General features: G+C 69.7%; 19 protein-coding genes, 2 pseudogenes and 1 riboswitch. Of the genes and pseudogenes, 10 read left to right on the top strand and 11 right to left on the bottom strand.

What is annotated here, in order from left to right; all coding sequences use genetic code 11:
* The first annotated feature begins 22 nt into the window (after nt 1-22).
* The 4 genes from EER30_RS44080 (at nt 23) to EER30_RS44095 (ending at nt 4,605) form a co-directional block, all read left to right on the top strand.
* The gene (locus EER30_RS44080) at nt 23-1,135 is read left to right on the top strand and encodes a phytanoyl-CoA dioxygenase family protein (RefSeq protein WP_127508448.1); all 1,113 of its coding nucleotides are present in this window, start codon (nt 23-25) and stop codon (nt 1,133-1,135) included.
* Nucleotides 1,136-1,152: 17 nt separating this feature from the next.
* The gene (locus EER30_RS44085) at nt 1,153-2,190 is read left to right on the top strand and encodes an amidohydrolase family protein (protein ID WP_127508451.1); all 1,038 of its coding nucleotides are present in this window, start codon (nt 1,153-1,155) and stop codon (nt 2,188-2,190) included.
* A gap of 10 nt (nt 2,191-2,200) precedes the next feature.
* Nucleotides 2,201-3,616 (top strand): type I glutamate--ammonia ligase, encoded by a 1,416-nt coding sequence (locus EER30_RS49210; protein ID WP_127508454.1) that lies wholly within the window; start codon nt 2,201-2,203, stop codon nt 3,614-3,616.
* A 290-nt stretch (nt 3,617-3,906) separates the two neighbouring features.
* Nucleotides 3,907-4,605 (top strand): CYTH domain-containing protein, encoded by a 699-nt coding sequence (locus tag EER30_RS44095; RefSeq protein ID WP_240670707.1) that lies wholly within the window; start codon nt 3,907-3,909, stop codon nt 4,603-4,605.
* Here the strand turns inward: EER30_RS44095 and EER30_RS44100 are convergent.
* The 3 genes from EER30_RS44100 to EER30_RS49220 form a co-directional block, all read right to left on the bottom strand.
* Entirely contained in the window at nt 4,580-6,520 is a 1,941-nt protein-coding gene (locus EER30_RS44100) for a potassium transporter Kup (protein ID WP_205650689.1), read from the bottom strand. The two genes, EER30_RS44095 and EER30_RS44100, sit on opposite strands and share 26 nt — an antisense overlap.
* 138 nt (nt 6,521-6,658) lie before the next feature.
* Nucleotides 6,659-7,339 (bottom strand): NADPH-dependent F420 reductase, encoded by a 681-nt coding sequence (locus EER30_RS49215; RefSeq protein WP_240670708.1) that lies wholly within the window; start codon nt 7,337-7,339, stop codon nt 6,659-6,661.
* On the bottom strand, nt 7,336-8,370 hold the full coding sequence (locus EER30_RS49220; protein WP_240670709.1) for an LLM class flavin-dependent oxidoreductase: 1,035 nt from the start codon (nt 8,368-8,370) through the stop codon (nt 7,336-7,338). The genes EER30_RS49215 and EER30_RS49220 overlap by 4 nt, the downstream gene beginning before the upstream one ends.
* Before the next feature lie 74 nt (nt 8,371-8,444).
* Between EER30_RS49220 and EER30_RS44110 the strand changes: the two genes are divergently transcribed.
* Both EER30_RS44110 and EER30_RS44115 read left to right on the top strand, forming a co-directional pair.
* Nucleotides 8,445-8,909 carry a MarR family winged helix-turn-helix transcriptional regulator gene (locus tag EER30_RS44110; protein ID WP_240670710.1) on the top strand — a complete coding sequence of 155 codons (465 nt, stop codon included), beginning with the start codon at nt 8,445-8,447 and terminating at the stop codon, nt 8,907-8,909.
* Between the two features lie 90 nt (nt 8,910-8,999).
* Complete coding sequence (locus EER30_RS44115) at nt 9,000-9,860, top strand: NAD-dependent epimerase/dehydratase family protein (RefSeq protein WP_127508463.1); 861 nt, start codon at nt 9,000-9,002, stop codon at nt 9,858-9,860.
* On the opposite strand, the gene EER30_RS44120 is transcribed toward EER30_RS44115, so the two are convergent.
* From EER30_RS44120 to EER30_RS44145, 6 genes and pseudogenes are all read right to left on the bottom strand, one after another.
* Nucleotides 9,821-10,948, bottom strand: a complete 1,128-nt coding sequence (locus EER30_RS44120; RefSeq protein ID WP_127508466.1) for an McrC family protein — start codon at nt 10,946-10,948, stop codon at nt 9,821-9,823. The two genes, EER30_RS44115 and EER30_RS44120, sit on opposite strands and share 40 nt — an antisense overlap.
* A gap of 10 nt (nt 10,949-10,958) precedes the next feature.
* Nucleotides 10,959-12,443 carry an McrB family protein gene (locus tag EER30_RS44125; RefSeq protein WP_164842746.1) on the bottom strand — a complete coding sequence of 495 codons (1,485 nt, stop codon included), beginning with the start codon at nt 12,441-12,443 and terminating at the stop codon, nt 10,959-10,961.
* A gap of 56 nt (nt 12,444-12,499) precedes the next feature.
* Nucleotides 12,500-13,570, bottom strand: a complete 1,071-nt coding sequence (locus EER30_RS44130) for an FAD-dependent oxidoreductase (RefSeq protein WP_127508472.1) — start codon at nt 13,568-13,570, stop codon at nt 12,500-12,502.
* Nucleotides 13,567-14,145 (bottom strand): annotated as a pseudogene (locus EER30_RS44135) (LLM class oxidoreductase); the annotation flags it as partial. The gene EER30_RS44130 and the pseudogene EER30_RS44135, both read right to left, overlap by 4 nt.
* Before the next feature lie 24 nt (nt 14,146-14,169).
* Nucleotides 14,170-14,463, bottom strand: a complete 294-nt coding sequence (locus EER30_RS44140; RefSeq protein WP_127508507.1) for an LLM class flavin-dependent oxidoreductase — start codon at nt 14,461-14,463, stop codon at nt 14,170-14,172.
* Between the two features lie 5 nt (nt 14,464-14,468).
* On the bottom strand, nt 14,469-15,365 hold the full coding sequence (locus EER30_RS44145) for a DUF1684 domain-containing protein (RefSeq protein ID WP_127508478.1): 897 nt from the start codon (nt 15,363-15,365) through the stop codon (nt 14,469-14,471).
* A 115-nt stretch (nt 15,366-15,480) separates the two neighbouring features.
* Nucleotides 15,481-15,597, top strand: a riboswitch (SAM riboswitch).
* Between the two features lie 15 nt (nt 15,598-15,612).
* Between EER30_RS44145 and EER30_RS44150 the strand changes: the two genes are divergently transcribed.
* Nucleotides 15,613-16,797: an aminotransferase class V-fold PLP-dependent enzyme gene (locus EER30_RS44150; protein WP_127508481.1), complete on the top strand. Its 1,185-nt coding sequence runs from the start codon at nt 15,613-15,615 to the stop codon at nt 16,795-16,797.
* A gap of 78 nt (nt 16,798-16,875) precedes the next feature.
* Nucleotides 16,876-17,640: a PhzF family phenazine biosynthesis protein gene (locus EER30_RS44155; RefSeq protein ID WP_127508484.1), complete on the top strand. Its 765-nt coding sequence runs from the start codon at nt 16,876-16,878 to the stop codon at nt 17,638-17,640.
* A gap of 267 nt (nt 17,641-17,907) precedes the next feature.
* Here EER30_RS44155 and EER30_RS44165 read toward each other — a convergent pair whose 3' ends face one another.
* On the bottom strand, nt 17,908-19,563 hold the full coding sequence (locus tag EER30_RS44165; RefSeq protein ID WP_240670711.1) for an HNH endonuclease signature motif containing protein: 1,656 nt from the start codon (nt 19,561-19,563) through the stop codon (nt 17,908-17,910).
* Between the two features lie 417 nt (nt 19,564-19,980).
* Here EER30_RS44165 and EER30_RS44175 point away from each other — a divergent pair, with 417 nt between their 5' ends.
* The gene (locus EER30_RS44175; RefSeq protein WP_127508491.1) at nt 19,981-20,646 is read left to right on the top strand and encodes a hypothetical protein; all 666 of its coding nucleotides are present in this window, start codon (nt 19,981-19,983) and stop codon (nt 20,644-20,646) included.
* A gap of 11 nt (nt 20,647-20,657) precedes the next feature.
* Entirely contained in the window at nt 20,658-25,577 is a 4,920-nt protein-coding gene (locus EER30_RS44180; RefSeq protein ID WP_164842747.1) for a carbohydrate-binding protein, read from the top strand.
* Between the two features lie 129 nt (nt 25,578-25,706).
* Here the strand turns inward: EER30_RS44180 and EER30_RS49860 are convergent.
* Nucleotides 25,707-25,826: pseudogene (locus tag EER30_RS49860) on the bottom strand (IS630 family transposase); the annotation flags it as partial.

The raw sequence follows: 25,826 nt of genomic DNA on the forward strand, positions 1-25,826 counted from the left end.
TTCGACGACCTAGCGTGACCACATGGATACCTGGTTCAGCGCCGCGGACTGTCGCCTGGAGGATTTCCGGGCCGTCTGCGAGCAGAAGACGGAACTGACCGATCATCCGCACGCGATCGACGTCGTCGACCGGGTGCTGATCTATCCGGGGGACCTGCCGCCCACCCGGGAAGTGCAGAGTGAGCTGATTCGGGCGTTGCGCGACGGCCCCGGCGTCGTCGTTTTCACCTCGGCGTTCGATCCCGCGGTCGTCGACCGGGCGACCGCCGTGTTCAGCGCCCTGATCGCCGAGCAGAAGGCGGCCGGGGTCGAGGGCGGCGACCACTTCGCCAAGCCAGGGGCGAACGACCGGGTGTGGGGCGCGCTCGACAAGTTCGCGCTGCGTGACCCGGCGGCGTTCGCGGCCTACTACGACAACCCGACGCTGGCGCTGGTCTGCGAGGCGTGGCTGGGCGCCGGCTATCAGGTCACCTCGCAGGTCAACGTCGTCAACCCGGGCGGGCAGGCCCAGGTCGCGCACCGCGACTACCACCTCGGGTTCATGTCGCAGGAGCAGGCGCTGCGCTACCCGGCGCACATCCACACGCTGTCGCCGGTGCTGACGCTGCAGGGCGCCGTCGCCCACGTCGACATGCCGATCGAGACCGGGCCGACGCTCTATCTGCCGCACTCGCAGAAATATCCGCCCGGCTACATCGCCTTCCATCAGCCCGAGTTCACCGCCTATTTCGACGAGCACCACGTGCAACTGCCATTGATCAAGGGCGATGCCGCCTTCTTCAATCCGGCCCTGTTCCACGGCGCCGGCACCAACAGATCCTCGGGCGTACGCCGCATGGCCAACCTGCTGCAGGTCTCGTCGGGCTTCGGCCGCGCGATGGAGGCCGTCGATCGGGCGGCGATGGTGCGCGCCCTCTATCCGGTCCTTCTCTCGTACGACGGTTCGGTCGATCACGTCGTGGCGGCGTCGGCCGAGGGCTACGCGTTCCCCACGAACCTCGACCGCGACCAGCCGATCGGCGGCCTGGCCCCGCAGACCCAGGCCGAGCTGCTGCGACAGGCGGTCGCCGAGCGGTGGGAGCCGGAGCGTCTCGAGGGGGAGCTCTCGGCGCAAGCAGCCCGTCGCCTCTCCTGACGTCGTAATCTCCAGGCGTGCGGCTCATCGACCACCACTGTCACGGCGCGACCGGCGCGCCGCTCGACCGGGGCGGCTTCGAGGCGCTGATCACCGAGTCGGACCGGCCCGCACCGCCGGGGTGCTCGGCGTTCGACTCGCAGCTCGGGTTCGCGATCCGGCGGTGGTGCGCGCCCGTTCTCGGCCTGCCGCCGTACGCCGATCCTTCCGCTTATCTCGCCCGGCGCCTCGAACTCGGGCCGGACGAGGTGAACCGCCGCTTTCTGGAGGCGGCCGACGTCGACCTGTTTCTCGTCGACTCCGGTTTCGGCCCGCCGCTGACCGGGGTGGCGCAGCGCGAGATCGTGCGCCTCGAAACGGTCGCCGAATCGCTGGAGTTCGGCACGGCGGACGACTTTCCCGCGGCGTACGGGAAGGCCTTGGATCTCGCTCTGTCGGGTGGCGCCGTCGGGCTCAAGTCGATCATCGCTTATCGGCACGGGCTCGATTTCGACCCGGCCCCGCCCAGCCGCGGCGAGGTGGTGCGGGCGGCCGGTCGCCGGCTGCGGCTCGGGCAGCCCCGGCTGGACGACCCGGTGCTGCTGCGGCACCTGATCTGGGCCGGGGTCGAGCGGGGTCTGCCATTGCAGTTCCACACCGGGTTCGGCGATCCCGACCTCGACCTGTCCCGCGCCGATCCGTTGCTGATGACCGAATTCCTGCGGGCCACCCGCGATCGTGGCGTCGACGTGATGCTGCTGCACTGTTATCCGTTCCAGCGGCAGGCCGGATATCTGGCCCACGTCTTTCCGCACGTCTATGTGGACACCGGCCTCGCCCTGCACTATGTCGGCGCCCGGGCGACGGCCGTGGTGGCCGAATCACTGGAACTGACTCCGTTTCACAAGCTGCTCTATTCGTCGGACGCCGCCGGACTGGCCGAACTGCACTACCTCGGCGCGCTGCTGTTCCGGCGCGCTTTCGACCTCGCCGGCGAATGGCCGCCGGGCGACGCGGAACGGATCGGTGAGCTGATCGGCTCGGGAAACGCCCGGCGCGTCTACGGGCTCGACTGAGGGGAACGGCATGCGGGGAGTCAACGGCGTCATCCTTTCGTACGTCGACACGGCCGGGATCAACCGCGTCAAAACCGTTCCCGCGGCGCGACTCGACGACGCCGTGCGCGACGGCGTCGGTATATCCCCGGTCTTCGACGTCTTCCTCTCCGACGATTCCTCGGTCGCCACCGACCGGCTCGGCGGCCCCGACGGCGACCTGCGCCTGCGCCCCGACCTGAGCCGGTTCGTGCCCCTGGCGGCCCAGCCGGGCTGGGGCTGGGCGCCGACCGACCGGTTCACCCAGGACGGCGAACCGTGGATCGCCGACCAGCGCGGATTCGCCCGGCGGGCGGTCTCGCGGGCCGCGGCGGCCGGCCTGACGTTCCGGATGGCGATCGAGATCGAGTGGGTCGTGGGCCGCGACACCGACGACTTCGAGCCCGGGTGCCGCGGACCGGCGTACGGGATGTCGCGCGTGGTCGAGCTCAGCGACTACCTGCGCGACCTGCTCACGGCGCTCGACGACCAGGACGTACGGGTGGAGCAGCTGCACCCGGAGTACGCGGCCGGCCAGTTCGAAGTGTCGGTGGCGGCCAACGACCCGGTCGGCGCGGCCGACGACAGCGTGCTGGTGCGCCAGACGATCCGCGCGGTGTCACACCGGCACGGCCTGCGGGTGTCATTCTCGCCCGCAGTCGAGGCGGGCACGGTCGGCAACGGGGGACACGTGCACCTGTCCGCCTGGCGCGGCGACGAGAACCTGTTCGCCGGCGGCGTGGATTTTCCGGACGGCGGGCGCGGCGCGGGCTTTCCGGGCGGCGCGGGCCGCGCGGGCTTTCCGGGCGGCGGGGGCGGCGCGGATTTTCCGGGCGGCGCGGGCCGCGCGGGCTTTCCGGGCGGCGGGGGCGGCGCGGGCTTTCCGGGCGGCGCTGGCTTTGCGGACGGTTTTCCCGGGAGCGAGGGCGGCCTCATGGCGGGCGGGATTCTCGCGCATCTGCGTGCGCTGCTGGCCGTGGGCGCGCCCACCCCGGCGAGCTACCTGCGGCTCGTGCCGTCGCGGTGGGCGGGCGCCTTCGCGTGCTGGGGTGTCGAGACGCGCGAGGCGGCCCTGCGCTACGTGCCGTCGCCGGCCAACCTAGAGGTGAAGTGCTTCGACCTGACCGCCAACCCCTATCTGCTGGTCGGAGCCCTGATCGCCGCCGCTCTCGACAGTCACCCGCTGCCCTCCCCGGTCACCGGCGATCCTGTACGCCTCCCCGACGCACCCCGCCTCCCGGCGTCGCTCGACGAGGCGGTCGACGCGTTCGTGGCCGACGACGTGCTGCGCGAGGCGCTCGGTCCGGTGCTGGCCGACGGGATCGCCGCCGTGCGCCGCGGAGAGGTGGCCCGTTTCCGCGACGCCACCCCGCCGCAGATCGCCGCCGCGTTGCGCTGGGTCTACTGAAGTCCACTGTGACGCGCGGGACACCGGAGTCCTGAGTGGCTCGTGAGCTGCCCGGACGCGGCAACTCGGGGGCCAGGGTAGGATGGACGACCGAGGGCCTTCAGGTAAAGCTGGAGGTCCTCCAGGGTGAACAGAGGGTTAACAGCATTTTTAACAGCGCGACTACGGGAAGGGCGGCTACGTTTCGTGAGGGTCGATCCGGGAAACCGCCGGTCGGCTTGGCGGACCACAACTCATGCGGGCGTGCAGTGACTGAAGCAGTGATGACCAGGGGCTTCTGGCAGCCTCCGATGACCGGCCAGGTTCCCAAGGTCGAGCTCAAGGTGGCGGTCTCCGACCGGGACCTGCGCTCGCTCGGCGCCGACCTCGACCGCGGCCTGTCGCGCCGGGTCTACTTCCTCGACACCGTCGACCTCGCCCTCCAGCAGCACGGCCTCATCGTCCGCGTCCGCAGCACCAAGGGCCGCGCCGGCGACGCCGTGGTGAAACTGCGCCCGGTGCTGCCCAAGGCGCTGCCGGGGTGGCTGCGCAACGACGACGGCTTCGCTGTCGAGATCGACGCGCTCCCCGACAACTACGCCTGCTCAGGCGCGCTCAAGCGCCGCCTCGCCCGGCACGAGGTCGAGCGTGCGGTCGCCGCGGGCAAGCCGCTGGCCCGGTTGCTCTCGAGCCGCCAGAGGCGCCTGCTCACGGCGTACGCCAATGTGCCTCTCGACACGCTGCTCACGTTCGGGCCGGTGCAGGTCAAGCGCGCGCGGATCGACCTGGCCGCCTGCGACCACCCGCTGGTCGCCGAGCAGTGGACGTTCCCCGACGGTTCGATCGTCGCCGAGATCTCGACGCGCTGCGCTTCGGGCCGGGCCGCCGAGGTGGCCGACGAGACCTCCAGCGCGTTGCGGGCCCACGGCATCGTGCCCGACGACGAGCCCCAGGTCACCAAGACCGAGGCGACGCTGCGGCACTTCAGACCTCTATCCGTGAACCCATGATCACCGTCTGGTCGCGGGGGAGGCTGAAGAACTCCGCCGCGTCCGCCGTGATGAACGACGTCGCGATGAAGAGGCGCTTACGCCACGTGGCCATGTCGTGCGACGGGCCGCGTACGAGCTCGATCTTCGACAGGAAATAGGACGCGTCGTCGATCGAGATCGGGCCTTCGGTCTGCTCGTCGCTCAGCGAACGTAGCAGGGCGGGCACGTCGGGCGTCTCCACGTAGCCGAAGCGCGCCGTCACGTGCGTGATGCCGTCGCGGGCGTACCCGAGGTTGTCGACGATGATGCGCTGGTCCTCGGCGAGGCGGGGCACGGGCAGCGTCTCGATCGACAGGATGACGACGTGGTCATGGCGTACGTGGTTGTGGTCGACGTTGGCCCGCAACGCGAGCGGGGCGGTCTCGCTGCCGCGGTTCAGAAAGATCGCGGTGCCCGGCACCCGGATCAGCGGCGGCTCGTGGTTCTGCATCTCGTTGACGAACTCCGGCAGCGAACCCTCGGCCCTGTCCCGCTCGGCGGTGACGATGGTGCGGCCGCGCGCCCACGTGGTCATCACCGTGAAGGCGGCCAGCCCGATCAGCAACGGCAGCCATGCGCCGTGCACCAGTTTGGTGAGGTTCGCGGCGAACAGCAGCACGTCGACCGCGAGCAGCAAGCCGGCGCCGACGAGGACCAGCCACAGCGGCGTCTTCCAGCGCACCCGAGCCAAATAGAAGAACAGCAGGGTCGTGATGGCGATCGTGGCGACGACGGCCATGCCGTACGCGTAGGCCAGCGCGGACGAGGTGCGGAACGCGAATACCAGCACGAGCACCGCGACCATCAGAAGCCAGTTGATCCACGGCACGTAGATCTGGCCGATCGTCGTGTCCGAGGTGTGCGCGATCCGTAGCCGCGGCAGGTAGCCGAGTTGACCGGCCTGGGACGCGACTGAGAACGCGCCCGTGATGACCGCCTGCGCCGCGATCACCGTGGCCAGCGTGGCCAGGACCACCAGCGGTAGCCGTCCCCAGCCCGGCACGAGCAGGAAGAACGGGCTGTCCACGTGGCCGGGGTCGCCGATCAGCAGCGCCCCCTGCCCGAGATAGCTGAGCGTCAGGGCGGGCAGCACCAGACCGAGCCAGCCGCGAATGATGGCCTTCCGCCCGAAATGGCCCATGTCCGCGTAGAGTGCCTCGGCTCCGGTGACGGCCAGCACGATCGCGGCCAGCGAGAAGAAAGCGATCTCAAAGTTCCCTGTCAGGAACCTTATGGCGTACGTGGGGGAAAGTGCCTCGAGTATGCGGGGCTCCCGGGTGATGCCGTAGACGCCGGCCGCGCCGATCACCGTGAACCAGACGATCATGACAGGCCCGAAGAGCCGGCCGACTGTCGCCGTGCCACGGCGCTGGAACGCGAAGAGCAGCACGATGATGACCGCCGTGAGGGGCACGACGATGTCTTCGAGGCCCGGCCGCACCACCTCGAGGCCCTCGACCGCCGACAGCACTGAGATGGCCGGCGTGATCATGCTGTCGCCGAAGAACAGTGCTGCCCCGAAGATGCCTAGTAGTGCCAGGAACACCGCGCTGCGGCTCCGGCTGGACGACCCCCACCGGCGCAACAGCGTGATCAGGGCCATGATGCCGCCCTCACCGTCGTTGTTCACCCGCATGACGAGCGTGACGTAGGTGAGCGTCACGATGATCATCACGGTCCAGAAGATCGTCGACACGACGCCGAGGATGTTGATTTCAGTCATCGGAACCGGGTGCGGGTCGGCCGGGTTGAAGACGGTCTGCAGGGTGTAGATCGGGCTCGTGCCGATGTCGCCGAACACGACGCCAAGGGCGCCGACCACGATGGCGCCCTTGACCGGGTGGCGGCGCGGCCGCTCGTGCGGAGTCGCCGTCTCGGGCGCCTGGAGGCTCACTCGCTCATTCTGCGCGAGGGTTCGCCGTTGCGGCTGCCCGTGGCGTCGTGTCTCCTGCCACGCCTGCGACCTGGTTTAACTCACGGCTTGCCCTTGATCGCCCCGCCGCCCTTGATCGGGGCCCGCGCTGGCTCGGGCTCAGTTCGCGGTGGCTCGGGCCTCGGCCACTGCGCGGCCCTTCGCCGAGGACGGGAAGCGGTCGAGCATGGCGCGCAGCTCTTCCGCCGTCTCGTTCGCGCCGAACGCGTCGGCGCCGGGCTCGAGGCGTACGCCCTCGGCCAGCGGACCGGCCAGCACCGGGTCGAAGCCGAGGTCGTCGACGATCTTCGCCACCTCGGCGACGGCCGCCTCGTCGTCCCCGGCGACGGCGATCGCCTTGCGTCCGGGCGTCCCCGCGGGCCGGGCGCCTTCCTCGAGGTCGTGGTAGCCCATGTGGTTGAACGCCTTGACCACCCGCGAACCGGACAGGAACGCCTGCACGGTCTCGCTCGACGACGTGCGCGGGTCGGTGAGGTCGTCGCGGAAGCCGTCGACCTCCCACCAGTAGTTCATGGCGTCGATCACCAGCTTGCCGCGCAGCGCCTCGACCGGCAGGCTCTGGTGCTTGCCCAGCGGCAGGGCCAGCACCACGACGTCGGCCCGGGCAGCCGCGTCGGCGGCGGTGGTGGGCTCGGCGCCGGGGGTGACGACCTCGACGATCAACCTGATCCTCGAGACGTCACCGGACCCGGCGATGAGCACTCGATAACCCGCGGCGACGGCCAGGCGGGCCAGAACCGTGCCCACCTTGCCGGCGCCGAGGATGCCGATGGTCGTCATGCGTCGGCCAGCATGTCTTTGGTCATCGGGAGCACCTTCGTTCCGAACAGCTCGACCGCGCGCAGCCGGGCGCTGACCGGCGTCGAGCCGCTGCCGTAGATCAGGTCGAACCGGCCGACGCCGAGCGCCTTGATCGCGCGGGCCATCTTGCGGGCGACCGTCTCGGGCGAGCCCACGTAGAGCGAACCGTCGCGCACCTCGTGCTCGAACTCCGAGCGGCGCAGCGGCGGCCAGCCGCGCAGCGCGCCGATCTTGTCGCGCATCACCTTGAATCGCGGGTAGAACACCTCGACGGCCTCCTCGTCGGTGTCGGCGATGAAGCCGGGCGAGTGCATGCCGACGGGGTGCGCCACGGTGCCGAGCTGGTCGGCGGCGCGGTTGTACAGATCGATGTACGGGGCGAAGCGCTCGGGCGCCCCGCCGATGATCGCCAGCATCAAGGGGAAACCGTAGCGCGCCGTGCGTACGACCGACTGCGGGGAGCCGCCCACGCCGACCCAGGTCGACAGGTGGCCGGAGTCGGTCTTGGGGAACACGTCGGCGTCGACCAGCGGCGGGCGGGTGGTGCCGCTCCAGGTGACCGGCTTCTCCTTGACGAGCTCGGCGAACAGCTCGATCTTCTCCTCGAAGAGCTTGTCGTAGTCGGCCAGGTCGTAGCCGAACAGCGGGAACGACTCGGTGAACGAGCCGCGGCCGAGAATGACCTGGGCACGGCCGTTCGAGAGCCCGTCGAGGGTGGCGAAGCGCTGGAACACCCGTACGGGGTCGTCGGAGCTCAGGACCGTGACACCGGAGCCGAGGATGAGGCGCTCGGTCTTGCCCGCGATGCCGGCGAGCGCGGTCTCGGGGCTGGAGATCGCGTACTCCGGGCGGTGGTGCTCGCCGAGCGCGATAGCATCGACCCCCGTCTGGTCGGCGATCACTGCCTCGTCGACGACCTGGCGGATGGTCGCGCCGTACGAGAGCAGGTTGCCGTGGTCGTCCTCCGGCACGTCGCCGAACGTGTCGAGGCCGAAGGTGATGTCGGTCATGATGACCCTCCAAGCTGATTGACGTGTCAATTATGCTCGCTACGATTGACACGTCAACTACAGGAGGTGTGGCCGTGACCACTCGGCAACGGCGGTTCCCCACCCGCGAGGAACTGCGCATCTGGCGTGACTACACCGAGACCGGCGAGGCGGTGCGCGCCGCGATGTCGGCCCGGCTCCAGCAGGCCTCCGGGCTCTCCCCGGGCGACTACGCCGTGCTGCTCGCCCTCAGCGAGGCCACCGGCAACCGCATGCGCTCGTCCGAACTCGCCGCGACGATCGGGTGGGAGCGCAGCCGCCTGTCCCACCACCTCGGTCGCATGGAGAAGCGCGGCCTGATCCGCCGCGAGGAGTGCCTGACCGACAACCGCGGCGCCGAGGTCGTGCTGGCCCCGCCCGGGCTCGAACTCTTCCAGGGTGCGAACCGCCCCCACCTGCGCGACATCCGCGAGATCTTCGTCGACGCCTTGACGCCGGAGCAGATCGTCGCGGCCGGCGAGATCTCCGCCGCCCTGCGTGCCCACCTCGCGAAGGAGTAGCCCCGCTCGCGCCGCCCCGCCCGCCCCGCTCGCGCCGCCCCGCCCTGCCCGCCCCGCGGGGCCGCTCGTCGCAGGAGTAGAAAGTAGGTCATGGCTCGTATCGCGGTGACCGGTGGCAGCGGCAAACTCGGCCGCGCCGTCGTCCAGGACCTGCTCGACCACGGCCAGCAGGTCGTCAACCTCGACCAGACGCCCCCGCCGACCCCGTCCGCCCCGTGGACGAAGATCGACCTCACCGACTTCGGCCAGGTGGCCGGCGCCCTCACCGCCGTCGACGACCGCTACGACCGCATCGACGCCGTCGTCCACCTGGCCGCCGTGCCCGCCCCCGGCCTGCTGCCCAACGCGGCGACCTTCCACAACAACATCCGCGCCACCTACAACGTCTTCGAGGCCGTGCGGCTGGCCGGCATCAAGACGGTCGTCTGGGCGTCCAGCGAGACCGTGCTGGGCCTGCCCTTCGACCGCACGCCTCCGCCCTACCTACCCGTCGACGAGAACTACCCGCCCCGCCCGAACTCGTCGTACTCGCTGGCCAAGCACCTCGAGGAACAGATGGCCGAGCAATACTGCCGCTGGGACCCGGCCCTGACGATGATCGGCCTGCGCTTCTCCAACGTGATGGACCCCGCCGACTACGAGGCGTTCCCCTCCTACGACGCCGACCCGCGCCTGCGATCCTGGAACGCCTGGGCCTACATCGACGCCCGAGACGGCGCGCAGGCCGTCCGCCGAGCCCTGGCCTACCAGGAAAGCGGCGTAGAGGTCTTCATCATCGCCAACGCCGACACCGTGATGAACCGATCAAGCGCCTCCCTGGCCGCCGAGGTCTTCCCCGACCTGCCCGTAACAAAAGACCTGGCCGAACACGAGACCCTGCTCTCCATCGACAAGGCCCGCCGCCTGCTCGGCTACGAGCCCGAGTTCACCTGGCGTACGGGGACTCCATAGCTCTCGATCGTCACCTCGTCGACCGTGGTCGACGCGTGCCGTTCCTCAGCCGCCGGATAGACGAGCGCGGCGTGGGTGATCCCGAGACGACGGGCGTATGTATAAAGCTGGTAGATCTCGTCGGTGCTCGGCCCGGCACGCCAGGGCCGGTACTTGGCGTCGTAAACGGCAACCGGAACGTCCGCTTCCAGGACCACGAAGTCAGCCCACCCCGCTCGATCAGGGCTGCTGTCGGTCAGCGTGATCCGGTGCTGGCCGGAAATGGTCGAACCGGGCCACCGGGCGCTCAGCCAACGACCGACATATGCCTCCCAGATCTTGGTCATGGAGAACAGCACACTGGCCCCGGCGCATTCGTCGCTGACAGGAAGAGCCGTCTGCCCTTCGAGGATGAGCCGTGCCAGAGGAACGATGTCGCGATACCGAGCTGGTACCTCGCGGGTCTCGGGTGGTCGGCCCGCGACTTCGGTGACGCGCTGGAAGGCCGGGGCAAGGGCGCGCAGGCGTTGAGTGAGGCTCTTGTCGGAGTACGTCAGCGTCAATAAGCGTCGAAGTGCGGTTGCGACCACCTGGTTCAACGGGACGTTCACGGTGAGCCGGCTGGCGCGGGTGGCTAGGCGGTCCGGCCGTCCGGCATGCACCCTGAGCTGAGCTGACACCGACGGCGCACCCGGGTACGGCGGCCGCAGAAAGGTTCGCTGTTCGTAGGCCTTCGCGAGGCCTTGCCCAGTGACTCGGGCGGCCTCGCGACAGAACGCTGTCGCGATGACGTCCATCAGTCCGTGACCGCCGGCGGCGACCGCGATGTCGTCGTGCAACAGGGTCGCGCGGTGACCAAGCTCGAGCAGGACCGCCATGTCGGCGAACGGGAAGCGACTACCGATGTCGACCACTCGGCCGCTGCTCAGGCGGAACCTTCCGACATAGGGCCCCGGAGTCACCTCGTAAGATCCAGGGGCCGTCGCCGGTGCGACACGTTCGATGACACGCGGCCGTCCGTCACCCGACCTCGTGCCCCGAGACAGCCGGGACAGCTCGACCGCCTCAGCCGGTTCCAATTCGACCGTGATGGTCGCGTATTCCACCATTCGGAGCACGTCAGGCGAGCTCCGCGATCAGTGAGCGGACGTCGCCGTCGAGCCGCTTCAGCTCGGCTGGCTGCTCGAACCAGTATTCGGCCAGGTAGGGCCGCAGCTGATAATCCCAGACCCGCTCCGCCGCGGCGGCATCCAAGCGCTCGGTCATCCAGTACGAGTGTCCGGGGCTGACCGGGGTGTCATGACCGACCCGGTCACGGATCAGCCGGAACACTCCCAGGGCGAGTTCCGCGTTGTCAGCCGACCTCGCGGCCGTCCATCGTTCGAGTACGGCCGCGTCGGGCAGCAGTGGGAAGGCGTTGAATCGCCGGCGCAGAGCGAAGTCGAGCAGGGCCAGACTGCGGTCCGCCGTGTTCATCGTGCCGAGCAGGAACACGTTGGGCGGGACTGTGAAAGTGCGCTGCGAATAAGGCAGCGTGACCTTGCCGGTCCCGCGATATTCGAGCAGGTACAGCAATTCTCCGAAGACCGCGGCCAGGTCGGCCCGGTTCATCTCGTCGATGATCAGGACGAAGGTTTCGTCCGGAGCTATCGACGCTCTCGCACAGAGCCGCGCGAAAACCCCATCGCGTACGACGTACTTCAGCTCGGCTGCTTCAGTCTCCGGGCGCAGGCCTTCGATGAAGTCCTCGTACGAGTAGGCCGGATGGAACTGGGTGACCTCGATGTGCTCGGCCGAACTGGCCAGGTGGCGGGCGAGAAGCATCGCGACATGAGTCTTGCCGGTTCCGGGCGGGCCGTGAAAAACCGCCTGCCGCATGCCGGTGCGCAGCGCAGCCGCCCATTGATCGATCAGCTCGACCGGCAGATAGCAAAGCGCCGCGACCTCGTTCGCGGTGAGCCGATGGGGATCAACCGGCTCCACCGTCACTTCACCGGCCTCAGCGGATTCCTCACGCGCGTATCTCATGACAGTGGTCAGGATCGCGTCGGCTTCTTGCGGGGCGATTCGGTGCCGCTGACGCCAGTCCCGCAGGTCGGCACAGAACCGCTGGTACTCCTCGAGGCCGGTGGCCCGGTACCCGGTGCTGGTCTGGACGGCGAGGCCGTTCATCGTCGCGTTGACGCAGATGCCGAACCGGTCGGGATCGCGCAGGTAGAGGAGGAAGCTTGGCAGGGATGAGCCCGCGTGTGGGAAGAGCCGACGATTCGCATAGACCTCACCGAGAACGGCGAGCGCGTTTTCCTCCGGGTCGCGCCACAACCGAGACACCATCCGGTTGAACGTTTCGGGATCGCGGCCCAGTCTTTCCATGATGGCGCCCGTGAAACCGGGTGAGAACCGGTCATAGCGATCGCGCCCGGCGATCTCGTGCCGGTTGATGAGCCTTCCCAGCTCGACGATTCGCGCCGCGTCCATCGCGCCGAGATGAGCGTTGATGAATGCGCGTACCTCGTCCTCGGCTGCTTGCCGTGCCGGCACGAATCGCTCACCGAACTTCGTACGGACCTCTTCGACGATCTCCGCCGTCGACCTGCTTGGCATGGGCATGGTTCTAGCAGAGGTGATGCAGGCCATGCATCGGTCGAAGGCTCTGGTTCCTACGTGGACTCGCGGCTGAGGCGGAACCGTGGCAGCGTCTCGCCGCCGGTTACCAGGTCGGCGACCAGTTCGCCGACGGCTGGGGTGAACTTGAAGCCGTGGCCTGAGAAGCCGGCCGCCACCACCACGGGGCCTGCCCGGTCGATGACGAAGTCTGAGGTCGGCGTGGTGGTGTAGGTGCAGCTGATCGGGGTGGCCGCGTCCGGGTCGACGCCGGGGATCCACTCGCGTACGTAGTCGCGCAGCTTGGCCGCGTACACCGGCTCCTCGGCGAAGTCGCGGTGGTCGGGGTCGGTTTCGGGGCCGGTGCCGTGGAAGCCCGCCTTGATGCCCTCGCCGGGAGTTGCCAGGCCGTAGACGCCCAGCGACGGGCGGTGGTGGATGAAGCTCGGCCACTCCGCGGCGGGGTCGAGCGGGACGAAGTGGGCCGGCTGCTCCTGGGTGACCCGCACGGACAGCAGGCCCGGCAGCAGTTTCGGGGTCCACGCGCCGGCCGCCACGACCACGCGCCTCGCGTGCAGCGCGCCGTCGGGGGTGACCACCTCGACGTGGTCGTCGCCGCGCACGGTCACGGAAAGCACCGGGGTTTCGTAGCGGACGTCGGGAACCGTCTTCTGCAGCGCGGCGACCGCGTTGTCGGCGTGCAGGCGGCCGCTCGACGGGTGGAAGAACACGGGACCGGTGAAGCGCAGCCCGGGCCAGCGGGCGGCCGCCTCCCCGAGTTGCAGCCACTGCCCCGGAACCCCGGCTGCGGCCAGCGCGTCGGCGATCTCCGTGATCGGCGCGACCAGGCCGTGGTCGACGCCGCCGGTCAGGTCGAGCAGCGACGTGCCGGTCTCCGCCTCAAGCGAACGCCACAGGTCGAGGGCCCGGCGGGCCAGCGCGATGTAGTCGGGTTCGGCGTACGCGAGCCGGAAGATGCGGGAAGCGCCGTGCGATGCCCCGAACGCGTGACCGGGCGAGAACCGTTCCAGCAGCGTCACCTCGGTCCCGCGGCGGGCCGGCGACCACGCCGCGGCCGAGCCCATCGCGCCGCCGCCGACCACGATCACGTCTTGGAACACCGTCACGGCAGGTCCAGGTGTTCACGCAGAGTCGTTCCCGAGTACGAGGTGCGGTAGACGCCGCGCTCCTGCAGTTCGGGGACGAGCTTGTCGACGACGTCCTCGATGGTGCCGGGCAGCTCCTGCGGCAGCAGGTTGAAGCCGTCGACGGCGCCGGTCGCCACGTATCGGGTCCACTCGTCGGCGATCTGGCCGGGCGTGCCGACGAAGGCGCTGTGCCGGTGGTTCACCCTGATCACGGTATCTCGGATGGAAAGGCCCGACCGCCGCCACTCGGCGACGCGTTCCAGCTTGCCGCGGCGGAACTCGATCGGGATCGTGCCGCGCGACGGGTCAAGCTCACCCTCGGCCGGCTCGACGTCGGGCAGCGGACCGTCAGGATCGTACCCGGAAAGGTCTTTGCCCCAATATTGCTCGAGGAACGCGATGGCGCGCGGCCCGGTCGTCTGTTCGCGCTGAAGCCACTCGGCCTTCTCGGCGGCGTCGCCGGGCGTGTCTCCGAGCATCACCGAGGCCCCGGGCAAAATGCGCGGAGATTCGGGCCTACGGCCATAGCGCGCGAGACGTTCCCGCAGGTCAGAAGCGTAGGCGACGGCCTTGTCGTACTACGCCTCAGGGCTGTTGACCGCCCCGACGACCCAGCCGGCCCGGCCGAGTGACGCGTGGTCGAGCGAGGCGAGTTGGGTCGCGAGGTGGAACGGTTCGGTGACGGTGACGTGCAGTTGGGGTGCGAGGCCGAGCCGCGTCGTGTGCCGGGACAGGAACGACGCGCGGACGCCGGCCTCGATTCCCCGGCTCGTGGGCGAATCTTCGAAGGTCACGAACGCGAACCCGGCCGCCTCGGCGGTTCGTGCCACCGAGACGTCGTTCGCTTCGCCGAGATCCAGAGCCAGATGCATGGCTGTCACAGGCGCTCGTACGGGATCTTCTCGCCGGCCTCGACCGCGACGGGCAAGCGGTTCTCGGCCGGCGGCAGCGGGCACGTCGCGTAGTCGGTGTAGGCGCAGACGAGGTTCGTGGCCCGGTTGAAGTCGAGCGTGACCGTGCCGTCGGCGGCCGGCGCGTCGATGGCCAGGCTGCGGTTCGCGGCATAGGTGGTGACGCCCGAGGTCTCGTCCGTGAACAGCGCGAAGAACGAGCCCGGCGTCCGTCCGTTGAAGACGGTCAGCGCTAGAGAGGTGCCCAGCGCCTCGAACTCGACCCGGCCGGGGGACTCGTACACGTGCTCGAGGCCTTCGACCGCGGCGCCGACCGTGACTTCACGCGGCTCGTCGAACGGGACGTAGCGGCCCGGTAGCTCCCACTTCTCGGTGGGCTCGTAGGCGGGCACGCCCCGGAAGTTCACGCGCAGCTCGTTGGCGGGGTGGCGCGGCCGGACGATGTGGAAACCGCCCCGCTTGGCGACCTCGACGGCGGCGTCGCCGAAGAACGGGAAGACGCTGCCGCGCTCGGCCAGCTCATGGAAGGCGTACAGGCCGGTGATCTCGACGCCGTCCAGGGTGAGCGATTCGCCGTCCGCGAGGTCGACGATGACGACGTCATTCCCGGGTGACTTCCCGCCCGCGGCGGTGGTGCTGTCGTTGAGAACCGGCGCTTCCCCGTCCGCCGGGTCGGTGCTTGTGGCGTCGAGAGCCGGCGCCCTCTCGCCCGCGGGACCGATGCTCCACTCGCCCGGGGCGTCGGGGAAGCGCCGCGGGGTGGCATCGAGGAAGTTGAGGCTGGTGATGGCCAGGAATCCGTGGGGGTCGGCGAGGGTGCGCTCGTGCTCGGCGTGACACTCGGCCCAAGTTTGCTTGCCCATACAAACAACATAAGCATACTTTGTCGATAGGAGATAGAGGCGTTCGGGGATCGACCGACAGGAAGCGCCGCGGTAGGAGATGAGGCGAGAAATGGGGGTGCTACGCTCGGCGGCAGGTCATGAGTGCCAGCGCGTAGCCCCGGCTTGCTGGCCGGCAACCCTTGCGTTCGCGATGGGGTGCCCCGGGTGAGGACCAGGTCTGCGCCCGCCCGGGCGCGGGCAAGCGCGAGCCTCCGGAGGTCTCCCCATGTCCGACCGTCTCGATATCGTCGGCGCCGACCTGACCGTCACCCTCCCCGGCGGCACCGACGTGCGTTTCGCCCATCTCGACTACGCCGCCTCCGCCCCGGCCGTCCGGGCCGCCGCCGACGCCGTACGCGACCTGCTCCCGTACTACGGCAGCGTGCACCGCGGCGCCGGCCTGCGTTCGCAGCGGTCGACCTTCGAATACGAACGGGCCCGCGACATCGTCGCCGAGTTCGTGGGCGCCCGCCCAGACGACTCGGTCATCTTCACCCGCAACACCACCGACTCGCTGAACCTGCTGGCCCGCGCCCTGCCCGCCGGCACGACCACGATCGTCTTCGACGGCGAGCATCACGCGAACCTGCTGCCCTGGCCCTCACCCGTACGCCTCCCCGCGCCCCACTCGGCTGACGCGGCGGTCGAGGCGGCGCGAGCTGCGCTTTCCTCCGTACGCGGCCCCGCGCTCCTCGCGGTCACCGGCGCGAGCAACGTCACCGGCGAGATCTGGCCCGTCCGCCGTCTCGCCGATGTGGCCCACGCCCACGGCGCCCGCGTGCTCGTCGACGCCGCCCAGCTCGCCCCGCACGTGCCGGTCGACCTCGACGAACTCGGCGCCGACTACCTGGCCCTGTCCGGCCACAAGCTCTACGCCCCGTTCGGCGCCGGCGTGCTGGCCGGCCGCGGCGACTGGCTCGACGCCGCCGACCCCTACCTGCGCGGCGGCGGTGCCAGCGCCTCGGTCGGCGACGCCACCGGCGACGTGGTCTGGCAGACCGGCCCCGCCCGTCACGAGGGCGGCACCCCCAACCTGATCGGCGCGATCTCGCTGGCCGCTGTCTGCGAGGCCCTGCTGCAGGCCGACCGCGCCGCGATCCTCGAACACGAACAGAGCCTCCTGGCCGGCATCGACGGCGCACTGACCCTGTTCGGCGGCAGCCAGCCCCGCGTAGGCATCGTCTCCTTCGCCGTCCCCGACGCGCCCGGCGTGGCCGACCGCCTGGCCCGCGACTACGGCATCGGCGTACGGGCCGGCCTGTTCTGTGCCCACCCCCTGGTACGCCGTCTGGGCGGCGCCGGCACCTGCGACACCGGTGGCCTGCTGCGCGCCAGCTTCGGCCTGGGCAGCACCCACGACGACGTCGACCGCTTCGTCAAGGCCCTCGACGACCTGGGCGTACGCCCGTGACCCGGGTGTACGTCGTCGGGGTCTTCGGTGTACGCCCGTGACCGGGGTGTACGTCGTCGGGGTCTTCGGTGTACGCCCGTGACCCGGGTCTACGTCGTCGACGCGTTCACCGACGTCCCGTTCCGGGGCAACCCGGCCGGCGTCGTCCTGCTCGACCGCTGGCGCGACGACGAGTGGCTCCAACAGGTCGCGGCCGAGATGCGTCACTCCGAGACCGCGTTCGCCGTGCCCCGCGCCGACGACGGCGAGTGGGACCTCCGCTGGTTCACCCCCGCCGCCGAGGTCGACCTGTGCGGCCACGCGACCCTGGCCACCGCCCACGTGCTGGCCCGCCCCGCCGTCTTCCACACCCGCAGCGGCAGGCTGAGCTGCGACCACGCCGCCGACGGCTGGATCGAGCTGAACTTCCCCGCCGACCCGGCCACGCCGTTGACCCCCGACCCGCACCTGCGTCAGGCCCTGGCCGGTGCCGAGATCGTCGCCGCCGGCCGAGGCGTCTCGGACATCCTCGTCGAGGTGCCCGACGTGGCCGCAGTCCGAGCGCTCACCCCCGACCTGGCCGCCGTCGCCGGGCTCGACGGGCGTGGTCTGATCGTTACGACCTTCGACAACCGCGCCTACAGTCGCTGCTTCTACCCAGCGCTGGGCGTCCCCGAGGACCCGGTGACCGGCTCGGCTCACTGCACGATCGCCAGCTGGTGGCAGGCCCGCCTCGGCATCACGGAATTTGTCGCCGAGCAGCTCTCCGCCCGCACCGGCGTTCTGCGGATCCGTCATGAGGGCGCCCGCGTCCGTCTGAGCGGCCAGGCTGTCACCGTGTGGCGGGGCGAGACGGCGGTCTAGGCGTGACGCCCCGGCCTCGACGCTGCGGGCAGGGGCGTGCCGGGCAGGGGCGTGCCGGGCAGGGGCGATCTGGGCAGGGGCGTGCCGGGCAGGGGCGTGCCGGGCAGGGGCGATCTGGGCGGGGGCGGTTCGGGCGAGCCGGTCTCGACGACGATTTGGTCGTGCGCGCGCCGTGAGCTGGGCACGGGTTGGTTGAGAGTGCGGTTGCCAGGACGCGGCAGTGGAACGCGCGGGGGCAGGGCGACACCTTGCTCGGACGGGCAGGCCCTAATTGCGTTGGTGGTAGTGGTTGCGACGTGGAACCTGGTGGGGGTCGACCGTTGGCGGCGGGATGAACTCGGGGCGTCGATCAGTGCCCAGGCGGACTCGCCATCCGGCCGTCGGGTGGTGGAGGAGGCGATGATGATGGCGACACAAAAGGACCGTATTGTCGAGGCTTGTCAGGCCGCCGAGTGACCATTCGACTATGTGATGGATGTCTGTCCATCGTGGGGGACGATCACACGATGGGAAAGCACAGCCGCCGTCACGGATGTGCAGCGCGCGGCGTAGGGCGGCGGTGGCGAGCCGTCGACTTCGGCCGAGATCGAGGATCTGTCCTTCGCCGCCGAGAACGGCGGGTAGCAGGCGGGCTTCGCAGGCGAGTCGGCGGATGGTACTGGCGGACAGGCGTTGGCCGGTGTCAGTGGTGCCGGAGCCGAGTGTGAACGGCGGGAAATGGTGAGCGTCGGCGGCACCCACGGCACCGCCATCGTTCTCGGCCGGGTCGCTCGTGGTTCCGGTGCCGCTGGAGCCGGTCGCGGTATCGAAGGTGTCATCCGAGGACTGGCCACTGTCGCCCGGGGGTCGGCCTGTGTCGTCCGAGGGTCGGCCTGTGTCGTCCGAGGGCTGACCGGAGCCACCTGCGGGGCGGGCGGTGCTTCCTGCTGGACGGGCGGTGCTACCTGTCGGATGTGCGGTACCTGTCGGACGTGCGGTGCTACCTGTCGGATGTGCGGTGCTATCTGTGGGGCCGCTGGTGCTGGCAGGGGGCCTGCCGGTGCCGTTGGGGTCGGCGAGGTCCAGGGCGGCGCTCAGGGAGTTGTAGTCGATTTTGATGGTCAATTGGGGCGGTTCGCCGCCGTCGGCGGGAAGGCTGCCTGTGCGCAGGGCCAGGTTGCACAGCTCTACCAAGGCGTCGGCTCGGCGTTGGGGCATCAGGCGGTCGTCGTCGGGGATCGGGCGGCACAGTGGGTGCAGCGCGGCCTGGAGGATGGCGGTGGCTTCCGCGTCCAGCAGGCCTGACAGGCGGGCCAGGCCGTCGACGGGCAACGCCAGAGTGAGGTGGCGCTTCTTATGGGCGCGGGCCTGCTGGCGTTCCAGCGCAAGCTCGTCGGCGCGGTCGGCCAACTCGGGGGCGACGTGGGCCAGGATTCGTTCGCCGGCCTTGCGTAACAGGTGGGCGGGGAGCTGAGCGGACAGCTCGACCAGTTTGTCCTGGGCCTCTTCGGTGATTCGGCGGGTCTCGGTGAGGCTGACCGGGGTGGTGGGTGAGTCGACCTCGCCGAGGGTGTCGGGGAGGTTGCCGACCGTTGCGGCAATGACGGCGGCTTGACGGAGATCTACCCGGCCGTCGAGGACCGCCCGTTCCACGGCCGGCTTGTGGGCGAGGGCGGTGACGCGCTCGGCGAATTCACGAGCTGGTTGAGGGTCGAGGCGCAGCAGGCCGCGCAGCCAACCGTAAATGGTTTTCGCGCCGTGGGTCTTCGGCAGACCTCGGCCTGCGGCCTCGCGGACGAGGCGCACCTGCAGGACGGCGGCGGCCTGCTCCAGCCGGTGGGCGGCGTGTAGGGCTGCGAGCAGCTCTTTGTCGGAACAGGACCACAGTGGATCGGCGGCGAGCTTCGCCGCGTTCTCCACGATCTGCTTTACGTCTGCCAACACGACGGCATTTCTAGCCGCCAAACGACGCATCCAGAACCCGGGGAAGATCCTTCTCCGCCATCTGAAAGCGATCACGGAGCCATCTGAAAACCGTCATTGAAGGATCTGCAAACGATCACTGGGGCGCGCGCGGGTGGGGCGCGGGCGGCGGTGCTGGCGGCGGGCGGCGGTGCTGGCAGCAGGCGGCGGTGCTGGCAGCAGGCGGCGGTGCTGGCAGCAGGCGGCGGTGCGGGCGGCGGGCGGCGGGCGGCGGGCGGCGGTGCGGGTGGCGGCATGGACGTCGGTGGCGCGCTGTGAAAAGCGCTGGAAGATGTCCAAAGTTCGCCTGCTGATCAACTGGGAAAGACCTGGAAGTCGACGGGGGTCGACAGAGTCAGCATCCGGCTCGCTGTTCGTGGGCCGGATCGGAGTTCCAACGTGTACCGCAAGGCCCTGCTGGCACTGCTCGTCCTCGTCGGAGTGGTGCTCGGGCCGCCCGTGCCTGCTCAGGCACACCCCTTCGGCGATCCTCAAACCGTCGCCATCGACGCCGACCCCGCGCGCCCCCACGTCGTACGCGTGAAGTGGAAGGTCGGCGGCCTCGATGACCTGACGCTGCTCGGTGTGAAGATCGGCGTGTTGCCCGAGGACCGGGTCTTTCTCGACGGTGCCGTGTTTTATCAGGACTCCGACGAGGCCGCGATCGCCCCCTCCGGTCAGTTCGCCGACTACCTCCTGCGGCAGATTGTCGTCACCGGCGGCGGGGAGAAGTGCGCGGGAACCGTCGAACCGCCCACCGAGCTGGCCAAGCGCGGCGCCACCGTCGATTTCACCTGCCCTGCCGCCGTCGGCAAGGTCGACGTCGCCGTACGCACCTTGCTGGACCTGCACCCCGCCTATCGCACTCTCGCGACCGGGCCGGGCGGACAACGCGCCGTCTACCAGGCCGACACCGCGACGCACGAGTGGAAGCTGAGCAACGCCGAGTCCAAAAGCCACAAATGGCCCCTTGGAATAACGGCGGCCGCGGCCCTGGCAGCCCTGGCAGCCCTCCTGTTCTGGCGTCGCCGGAACAGATCGAAGCAATCGAAACACCTGAGTTAGGAGACACCCACATGGGCAGGACACGTGTCCTGTGGCCCGTGCTCGTGGTGGCCACTCTCGCCGCCGCGCAGTTCGGGTCAGTCCCGTCCGCCGGCGCCGAGCCGGGCACCCCGGGTTCGGCGCCGGTGCTCAATCTGAGCGACGGCCAGACTCTCGGCGGCACCGTGAAGGTGAACGCCGAGCCGGTGACCGAGGGCGACCCGATCGTCTCGCTCACCGTCGACGGCCAGGCGGTGGAGTCGGCGAAGAACGCCGGCACCGCGCACCTGAGCTTCGACATGGGCGGCAACGGCACCGAGGCGCGCTACCACAACTACGTGGTCGTGAACGGCCACACCGCCGAGGCTGAGCGCCTCTACCTGCCGAACATCGCCGGTGGCGTACGCGGCACTCTGGACTTTCCCGGTGACTGGCTGCACGACGGGGTCAACACCCTGACCGCGTACGCCGGCGCGAACTGGGTCGACACGACCAGCGCCACCGCCGTCGGGGTCGAGACCCTGCCGTACGGTGAAGGTCTGCGTTGCCCGAACTACGATGACTTCGCGCTCAGCAGCATGGGTCTGGGTCTGCTCGGCGTGGTAGCCGACGGCGAGCAGAACGCGTTCAGCTACAGCTTCGGCGACGGCACCTGCGGCAGTTCGAAGAAGCTGCTGAGCCAACCGCTGACCTTCGTGGTCTCGGGCGAGGTGGGCGGCACCGCGGGGCTCGGCGCCGACCTGGACACCACCAAGCTGTCCAACGGCGAGCACACGGTCGCGGCGGTCACCAATTCCGGTGCCACGGCGGCCGTGAAGGTGCGGGTCAACAACGACCAGGCCGGCGCCGCCAAGATCAGCCCAGCCGACGGCGTACGGGTCAAGGGTGTGCAGCGCATCGTCGCGGCGCCCCCGGTCGGGGCGAAAGACCCGGTCAGCGCGCTGGCGATCGACGGCCAGCCGGCCGAGAACGACGAGGTCCTGGCCGCGGGAACCGCCACGCTCGGCTTCACGGTCGAGGCCGGCAACTCCGTCGAGGGCCGCTACCACAACTACGTGCTGGTCAACGGCAACCGCGTCGACCTGGGCGGCGACCACGGTGTCAGCGGCGCCGAGTCGGTCAGCCTGGCGTTCCCGGCCCGCTTCCTGCGCAACGGCGACAACGTCGTGCAGGTGCGTACGGGCGACTACAACGGCACGGCCAACGGCGCGACCTGCCCGAACCACGACGACTTCAAGGTGACCCGCAGCTCGGCGGCGCTGTCGCTGAGCACCGCCGGAACCGTCACGGCCGGGACCACGTACGTCGTCACCACCACCGGCGGGACTGAGAGCAAAGCCGAGACGACCGCCGAGTCGATCGCGTTGGGCGACGGCACCTGCGGCCCGATCAAGGACCTCGAGCTGCACTTCGGCATCGCGGGCGCGCCCACCACCCGTACGGTCGAGACGTTGGGCAGTGGCGGCGACGCCCACCTCAGGGTCTTCATCGGCGGCAACGGCTCTGATGCCGGCTACGACAACCGGGTGCTGGTCAACGGCATCCCGCTCGACCTGGGCCTCTGGGAGAAGGAGACCGCCGACCTGGCGTTCCCCAACGAGTGGCTGGTCCCGGGCATGAACGTCGTGCGCATCGTCGCCGGCAGCGACCACGGCAGCGCCAAGGCGGGCGGCTGCGACAACTACGACGACTTCACGATGCGCGACTTCGAGCTGACCCCGGTCGGCGCGACGGCGAGCCGGGTGACCCGGATGACCGCGGGCACGAACGTCACGATCGGCTCGGCCACCTACCCGGCCGGGACGCCGCTGACGGCCTACTTCGGTGACGGCACCTGCGGAAGCAGCCACAACGCGACAAAGGATTTGGCGCTGGTCTTCTCGGTGACGAACGCGGACGGCACCCTGCCCGCCGCGCTCGGCCGCCGCGCCGACCTGGACACCGCGAAGGTGGCCGACGGGTCGCACACCATCACGGCCGTGGCCGGGGACAAGACGTCGACCCGGAACATCACCGTCGACAACACCGCCCCCGAGGTGGCCGAGAGCGTGCCGGCCGAGGGGCAGCGGCTCACCTCGACCGTCGCGCTGACCGTCAAGGTCAAGGACGCGTCGGGCGTGGCCGGCACCCCGGCGATCACGCTGGACGGCAAGGCCGTCAAGGAGGGCGACGAGATCGGCCACGGGCTGCCCGCCGGTGACCACACGATCGCGGTCGCGGTGACCGACACGCTCGGCAACACTGCCGTGCGGCAGATCAAGTTCTCCAGCGCCAGCATCCCGGACGTACCCACGTCGCTGACGGCGGACGTCGACAGCTCGGCGACCTCGGCGACGCTGTCCGCGCTCATCCCGGGCGACGACGGCACCCCGCTCACGGCGACCTTCACCAAGGCCGACGTGGTGCTGCCGACCGCCGGATATCAGGGTGTGGCGAACGCCGTGCCGACCACGCTCGACGTGGCGCACGACGGGACGGTCAAGCTCGACTCGCTGCGCCCGCTCGACGGGCAGACGGTCGACACGCCGTCCGGCCGTGACGTGGTGTTCCAGCGCTACGATCTGAGCTTCGAGGGCACCGGCCAGCCGACGCTGCGCTGGGAAGGCACGATCGACCCGGCCCGCGTGGTGGCCCTGCGCGTGTGGGACAAGGCAGCTTCCCGCTGGACGGCGCTGACCAGTGCCCGCGGCAAGGAGCAGGGCAACACGGTGCTGACCGCGGCGCTGCCCAAGGAGCTGCGCGACGGCAACGCCGTACACGTGCTGGTGACCGGTGAGGACCCGTTCGCCGACGACCTGTCGCCGCGCGACGAGACGGCCCAGAACGACAAGGACCGTTTCGAAGACCCGAGCACGTACGACTTCGCGCTCGCGCACTTCACCGACACGCAGTACATCACCGAGGGCGCGGCCGGCGGAACGTACAACGACTGGGACGGCGTCAACGAGCCGTCCGACGTGGAGACCGCCGAAGAGCAGGCCGTGTGGCAAGCGGCGTACCGCATGGAAACCCAGTGGATCGCCGACAATTCGGCGGAGAAGAAGATCGCGTACGCGGCCCACACGGGTGACGTCATCGAGAACGACTACTACGACCCGCTGGCGAAGAAGGCCGACGGCTCGCTGCTGCGACCGGGCCTGAACGAGCAGGTCGACAAGGAGTTCGCGGTCTCCTCAGGCAACCAGAAGGTGCTCGACGACAGCGGGCTGGTCAACCAGGTCATCGCCGGAAACCACGACAACCAGCTCGGCGCCGAGACCGGCCCGGAGTCGCGGTTCAGCCGCACGTTCAGCGCCCCGCGCTACTACGGCGCGTCGAAGGCGTGGCCCAAGGGCGCGTCGTACCACGCGTGGGACGAGGTCACCAACGCCGACGGCACAGTGACGCCGGGCAAGGACAACCAGAACAACTACGTGCTGTTCTCGGCCGGCGGGCTCGACTTCGTGGCGGTCGGTCTGTCGTACGGGGTGACGCGCGCGGAAGCACAGTGGGCCGACGGCATCTTCAAGAAGTTCAAGGACCGCAACGGCATCCTGCTCTCGCACGACTACCTCAAGCCGTCCACCAACAAGGACGGACGCGGCGCGGCCTTCAGTGACCCGGACGGGTCGGCGCTCTACCAGCAGGTCGTGAGCGACAACGCGAACGTCTTCCTGGTGCTGGCCGGACACGAGCACGGCGTCGGCACGAACCTGAAGACCGGCATCGGCGTGACCAAGACCCACGACGTGGTCGAGTTGCTGGCGGACTACCAGTTCTACACGGTCGCGACCGGCGAGCTGTGGCCCGACAAGGTCGACGCGAACGGCAACATCGACGTCGACGGAGACGGCAAGATCGACCACAAGGCGACCGACCGACTGCAGTTCGGGGCGAGCTTCCTGCGCCTGCTGCAGTTCGACGTCGACCGCTCCGAGCTGCACATCGACACGTACTCGCCGTACCTCAAGAACTTCGGCGCGACCGAGTACGACATCCGGCAGGACGGCAGCCAGAACACGCCGCGCTACAACGGATCCGAGGACAACCTCACGCTCCCGGTCGACCTGACAACCCGCAAGACCTCCTTCCGTACGGACTCATTCGCGGCCTACGTGCCGAGCGGAGTCATCGGCAAGGACACCCTGGTCGCGGGCGAGAAGGCGTCGGTCACCTGGTCGGGGTTGCAGCCGGCCACGGCGTACGCCTGGGTGGTCTCGGCCCGAAGCGCGGACGACGGCGTGTCGATCGCCCAGCCGGCGGTGTTCCGTACGCCCAAGGGCAAGCCGACCGTCACCGCGACGACGGCCCCGACCGACTGGGGCACGGCGGCGAAGGTGACAGTCAAGGTCAACGGCCCAGCCACGGGTACGGTCGAGGTGCGCGAAGGCAGCAAGGTGCTGGCGTCGTCAGCCCTGGCAAGCGGCAGCGCGACTCTGGCCATGCCGGCGGGGCTCGCGGGTGGCAGCCACGATCTGACGGTGGCGTACTCGGGCAGCGAGCTCTACGAGGCCGCGTCGACTTCGCTGAAGCTGGTAGTGAACCTGCCGGCGGCGTGGAGCCCGACCAAGGTGTACGGCGCGGGCGACAAGGTGGTGTACGAAGGCAAGGTCTTCCTGGCGTCGTACTACGCCAAGGGCACGAAGCCGGGCGACCCGAACGGGGCATGGCAGGAACTGGCCCTGACCGAAGCGGGCGACATCATCTGGACGCCGTCGCGGATCTTCCAGGGGGGCGAGATCGTCACCCACAAGGGCAAGACGTTCAAGGCGCTCTGGTACACCCGCAACCAGGAGCCGGGCAAGCCCAACGGGCCGTGGTCGGAGATCGCGCCGGGCAACCCGGGCGAGTGGACGCCGTCGACGATCTATCTCGGTGGTGACCAGGTCAAGTTCCAAGGCCACGTGTACGAGGCCAAGTGGTGGACTCGCAACCAGACGCCCCCGGGTGGGCCCTGGAAGCTTCTCCGCTGATATTCGCTGAGCGGCCCGGATCCCCGGCATGGTGGGGGTCCGGGCCGTTTGGTTTCTTGCGGTGCCCGGCCCCGGCCTTGCCGGGCAGCAGGTGCGAGCAAGTGGTGGGTCACCGGCCGCTGGTTGCAGCTAAGCGCCTGGCCAGAAGTTTTGTCCGTAACCCGGCGGCAGCCAGGGTGAGGTCCAGGGCGCGGCGGTGGTCAGGTTCTGGCTGTCGGTGCGGTGCTGGAAGAAGGCATGGGCTTGGCG

Origin of the sequence: Actinoplanes solisilvae (assembly GCF_003999975.1) — a bacterium.
In the GTDB taxonomy this organism is placed as follows: Bacteria; Actinomycetota; Actinomycetes; order Mycobacteriales; family Micromonosporaceae; genus Actinoplanes; species Actinoplanes solisilvae.

Bases quoted from the DNA above. Each gene is read 5' to 3' on its own strand.
- EER30_RS44080 (WP_127508448.1), top strand. From the start codon at position 23: ATGGATACCTGGTTCAGCGCCGCGGACTGTCGCCTGGAGGATTTCCGG.
- EER30_RS49210 (WP_127508454.1), top strand. From the start codon at position 2,201: ATGCGGGGAGTCAACGGCGTCATCCTTTCGTACGTCGACACGGCCGGG.
- EER30_RS44095 (WP_240670707.1), top strand. From the start codon at position 3,907: ATGACCGGCCAGGTTCCCAAGGTCGAGCTCAAGGTGGCGGTCTCCGAC.
- EER30_RS49215 (WP_240670708.1), bottom strand. From the start codon at position 7,339: ATGACGACCATCGGCATCCTCGGCGCCGGCAAGGTGGGCACGGTTCTG.
- EER30_RS49220 (WP_240670709.1), bottom strand. From the start codon at position 8,370: ATGACCGACATCACCTTCGGCCTCGACACGTTCGGCGACGTGCCGGAG.
- EER30_RS44115 (WP_127508463.1), top strand. From the start codon at position 9,000: ATGGCTCGTATCGCGGTGACCGGTGGCAGCGGCAAACTCGGCCGCGCC.
- EER30_RS44120 (WP_127508466.1), bottom strand. From the start codon at position 10,948: ATGGTGGAATACGCGACCATCACGGTCGAATTGGAACCGGCTGAGGCG.
- EER30_RS44125 (WP_164842746.1), bottom strand. From the start codon at position 12,443: ATGCCAAGCAGGTCGACGGCGGAGATCGTCGAAGAGGTCCGTACGAAG.
- EER30_RS44140 (WP_127508507.1), bottom strand. From the start codon at position 14,463: ATGCATCTGGCTCTGGATCTCGGCGAAGCGAACGACGTCTCGGTGGCA.
- EER30_RS44145 (WP_127508478.1), bottom strand. From the start codon at position 15,365: ATGGGCAAGCAAACTTGGGCCGAGTGTCACGCCGAGCACGAGCGCACC.
- EER30_RS44150 (WP_127508481.1), top strand. From the start codon at position 15,613: ATGTCCGACCGTCTCGATATCGTCGGCGCCGACCTGACCGTCACCCTC.
- EER30_RS44180 (WP_164842747.1), top strand. From the start codon at position 20,658: ATGGGCAGGACACGTGTCCTGTGGCCCGTGCTCGTGGTGGCCACTCTC.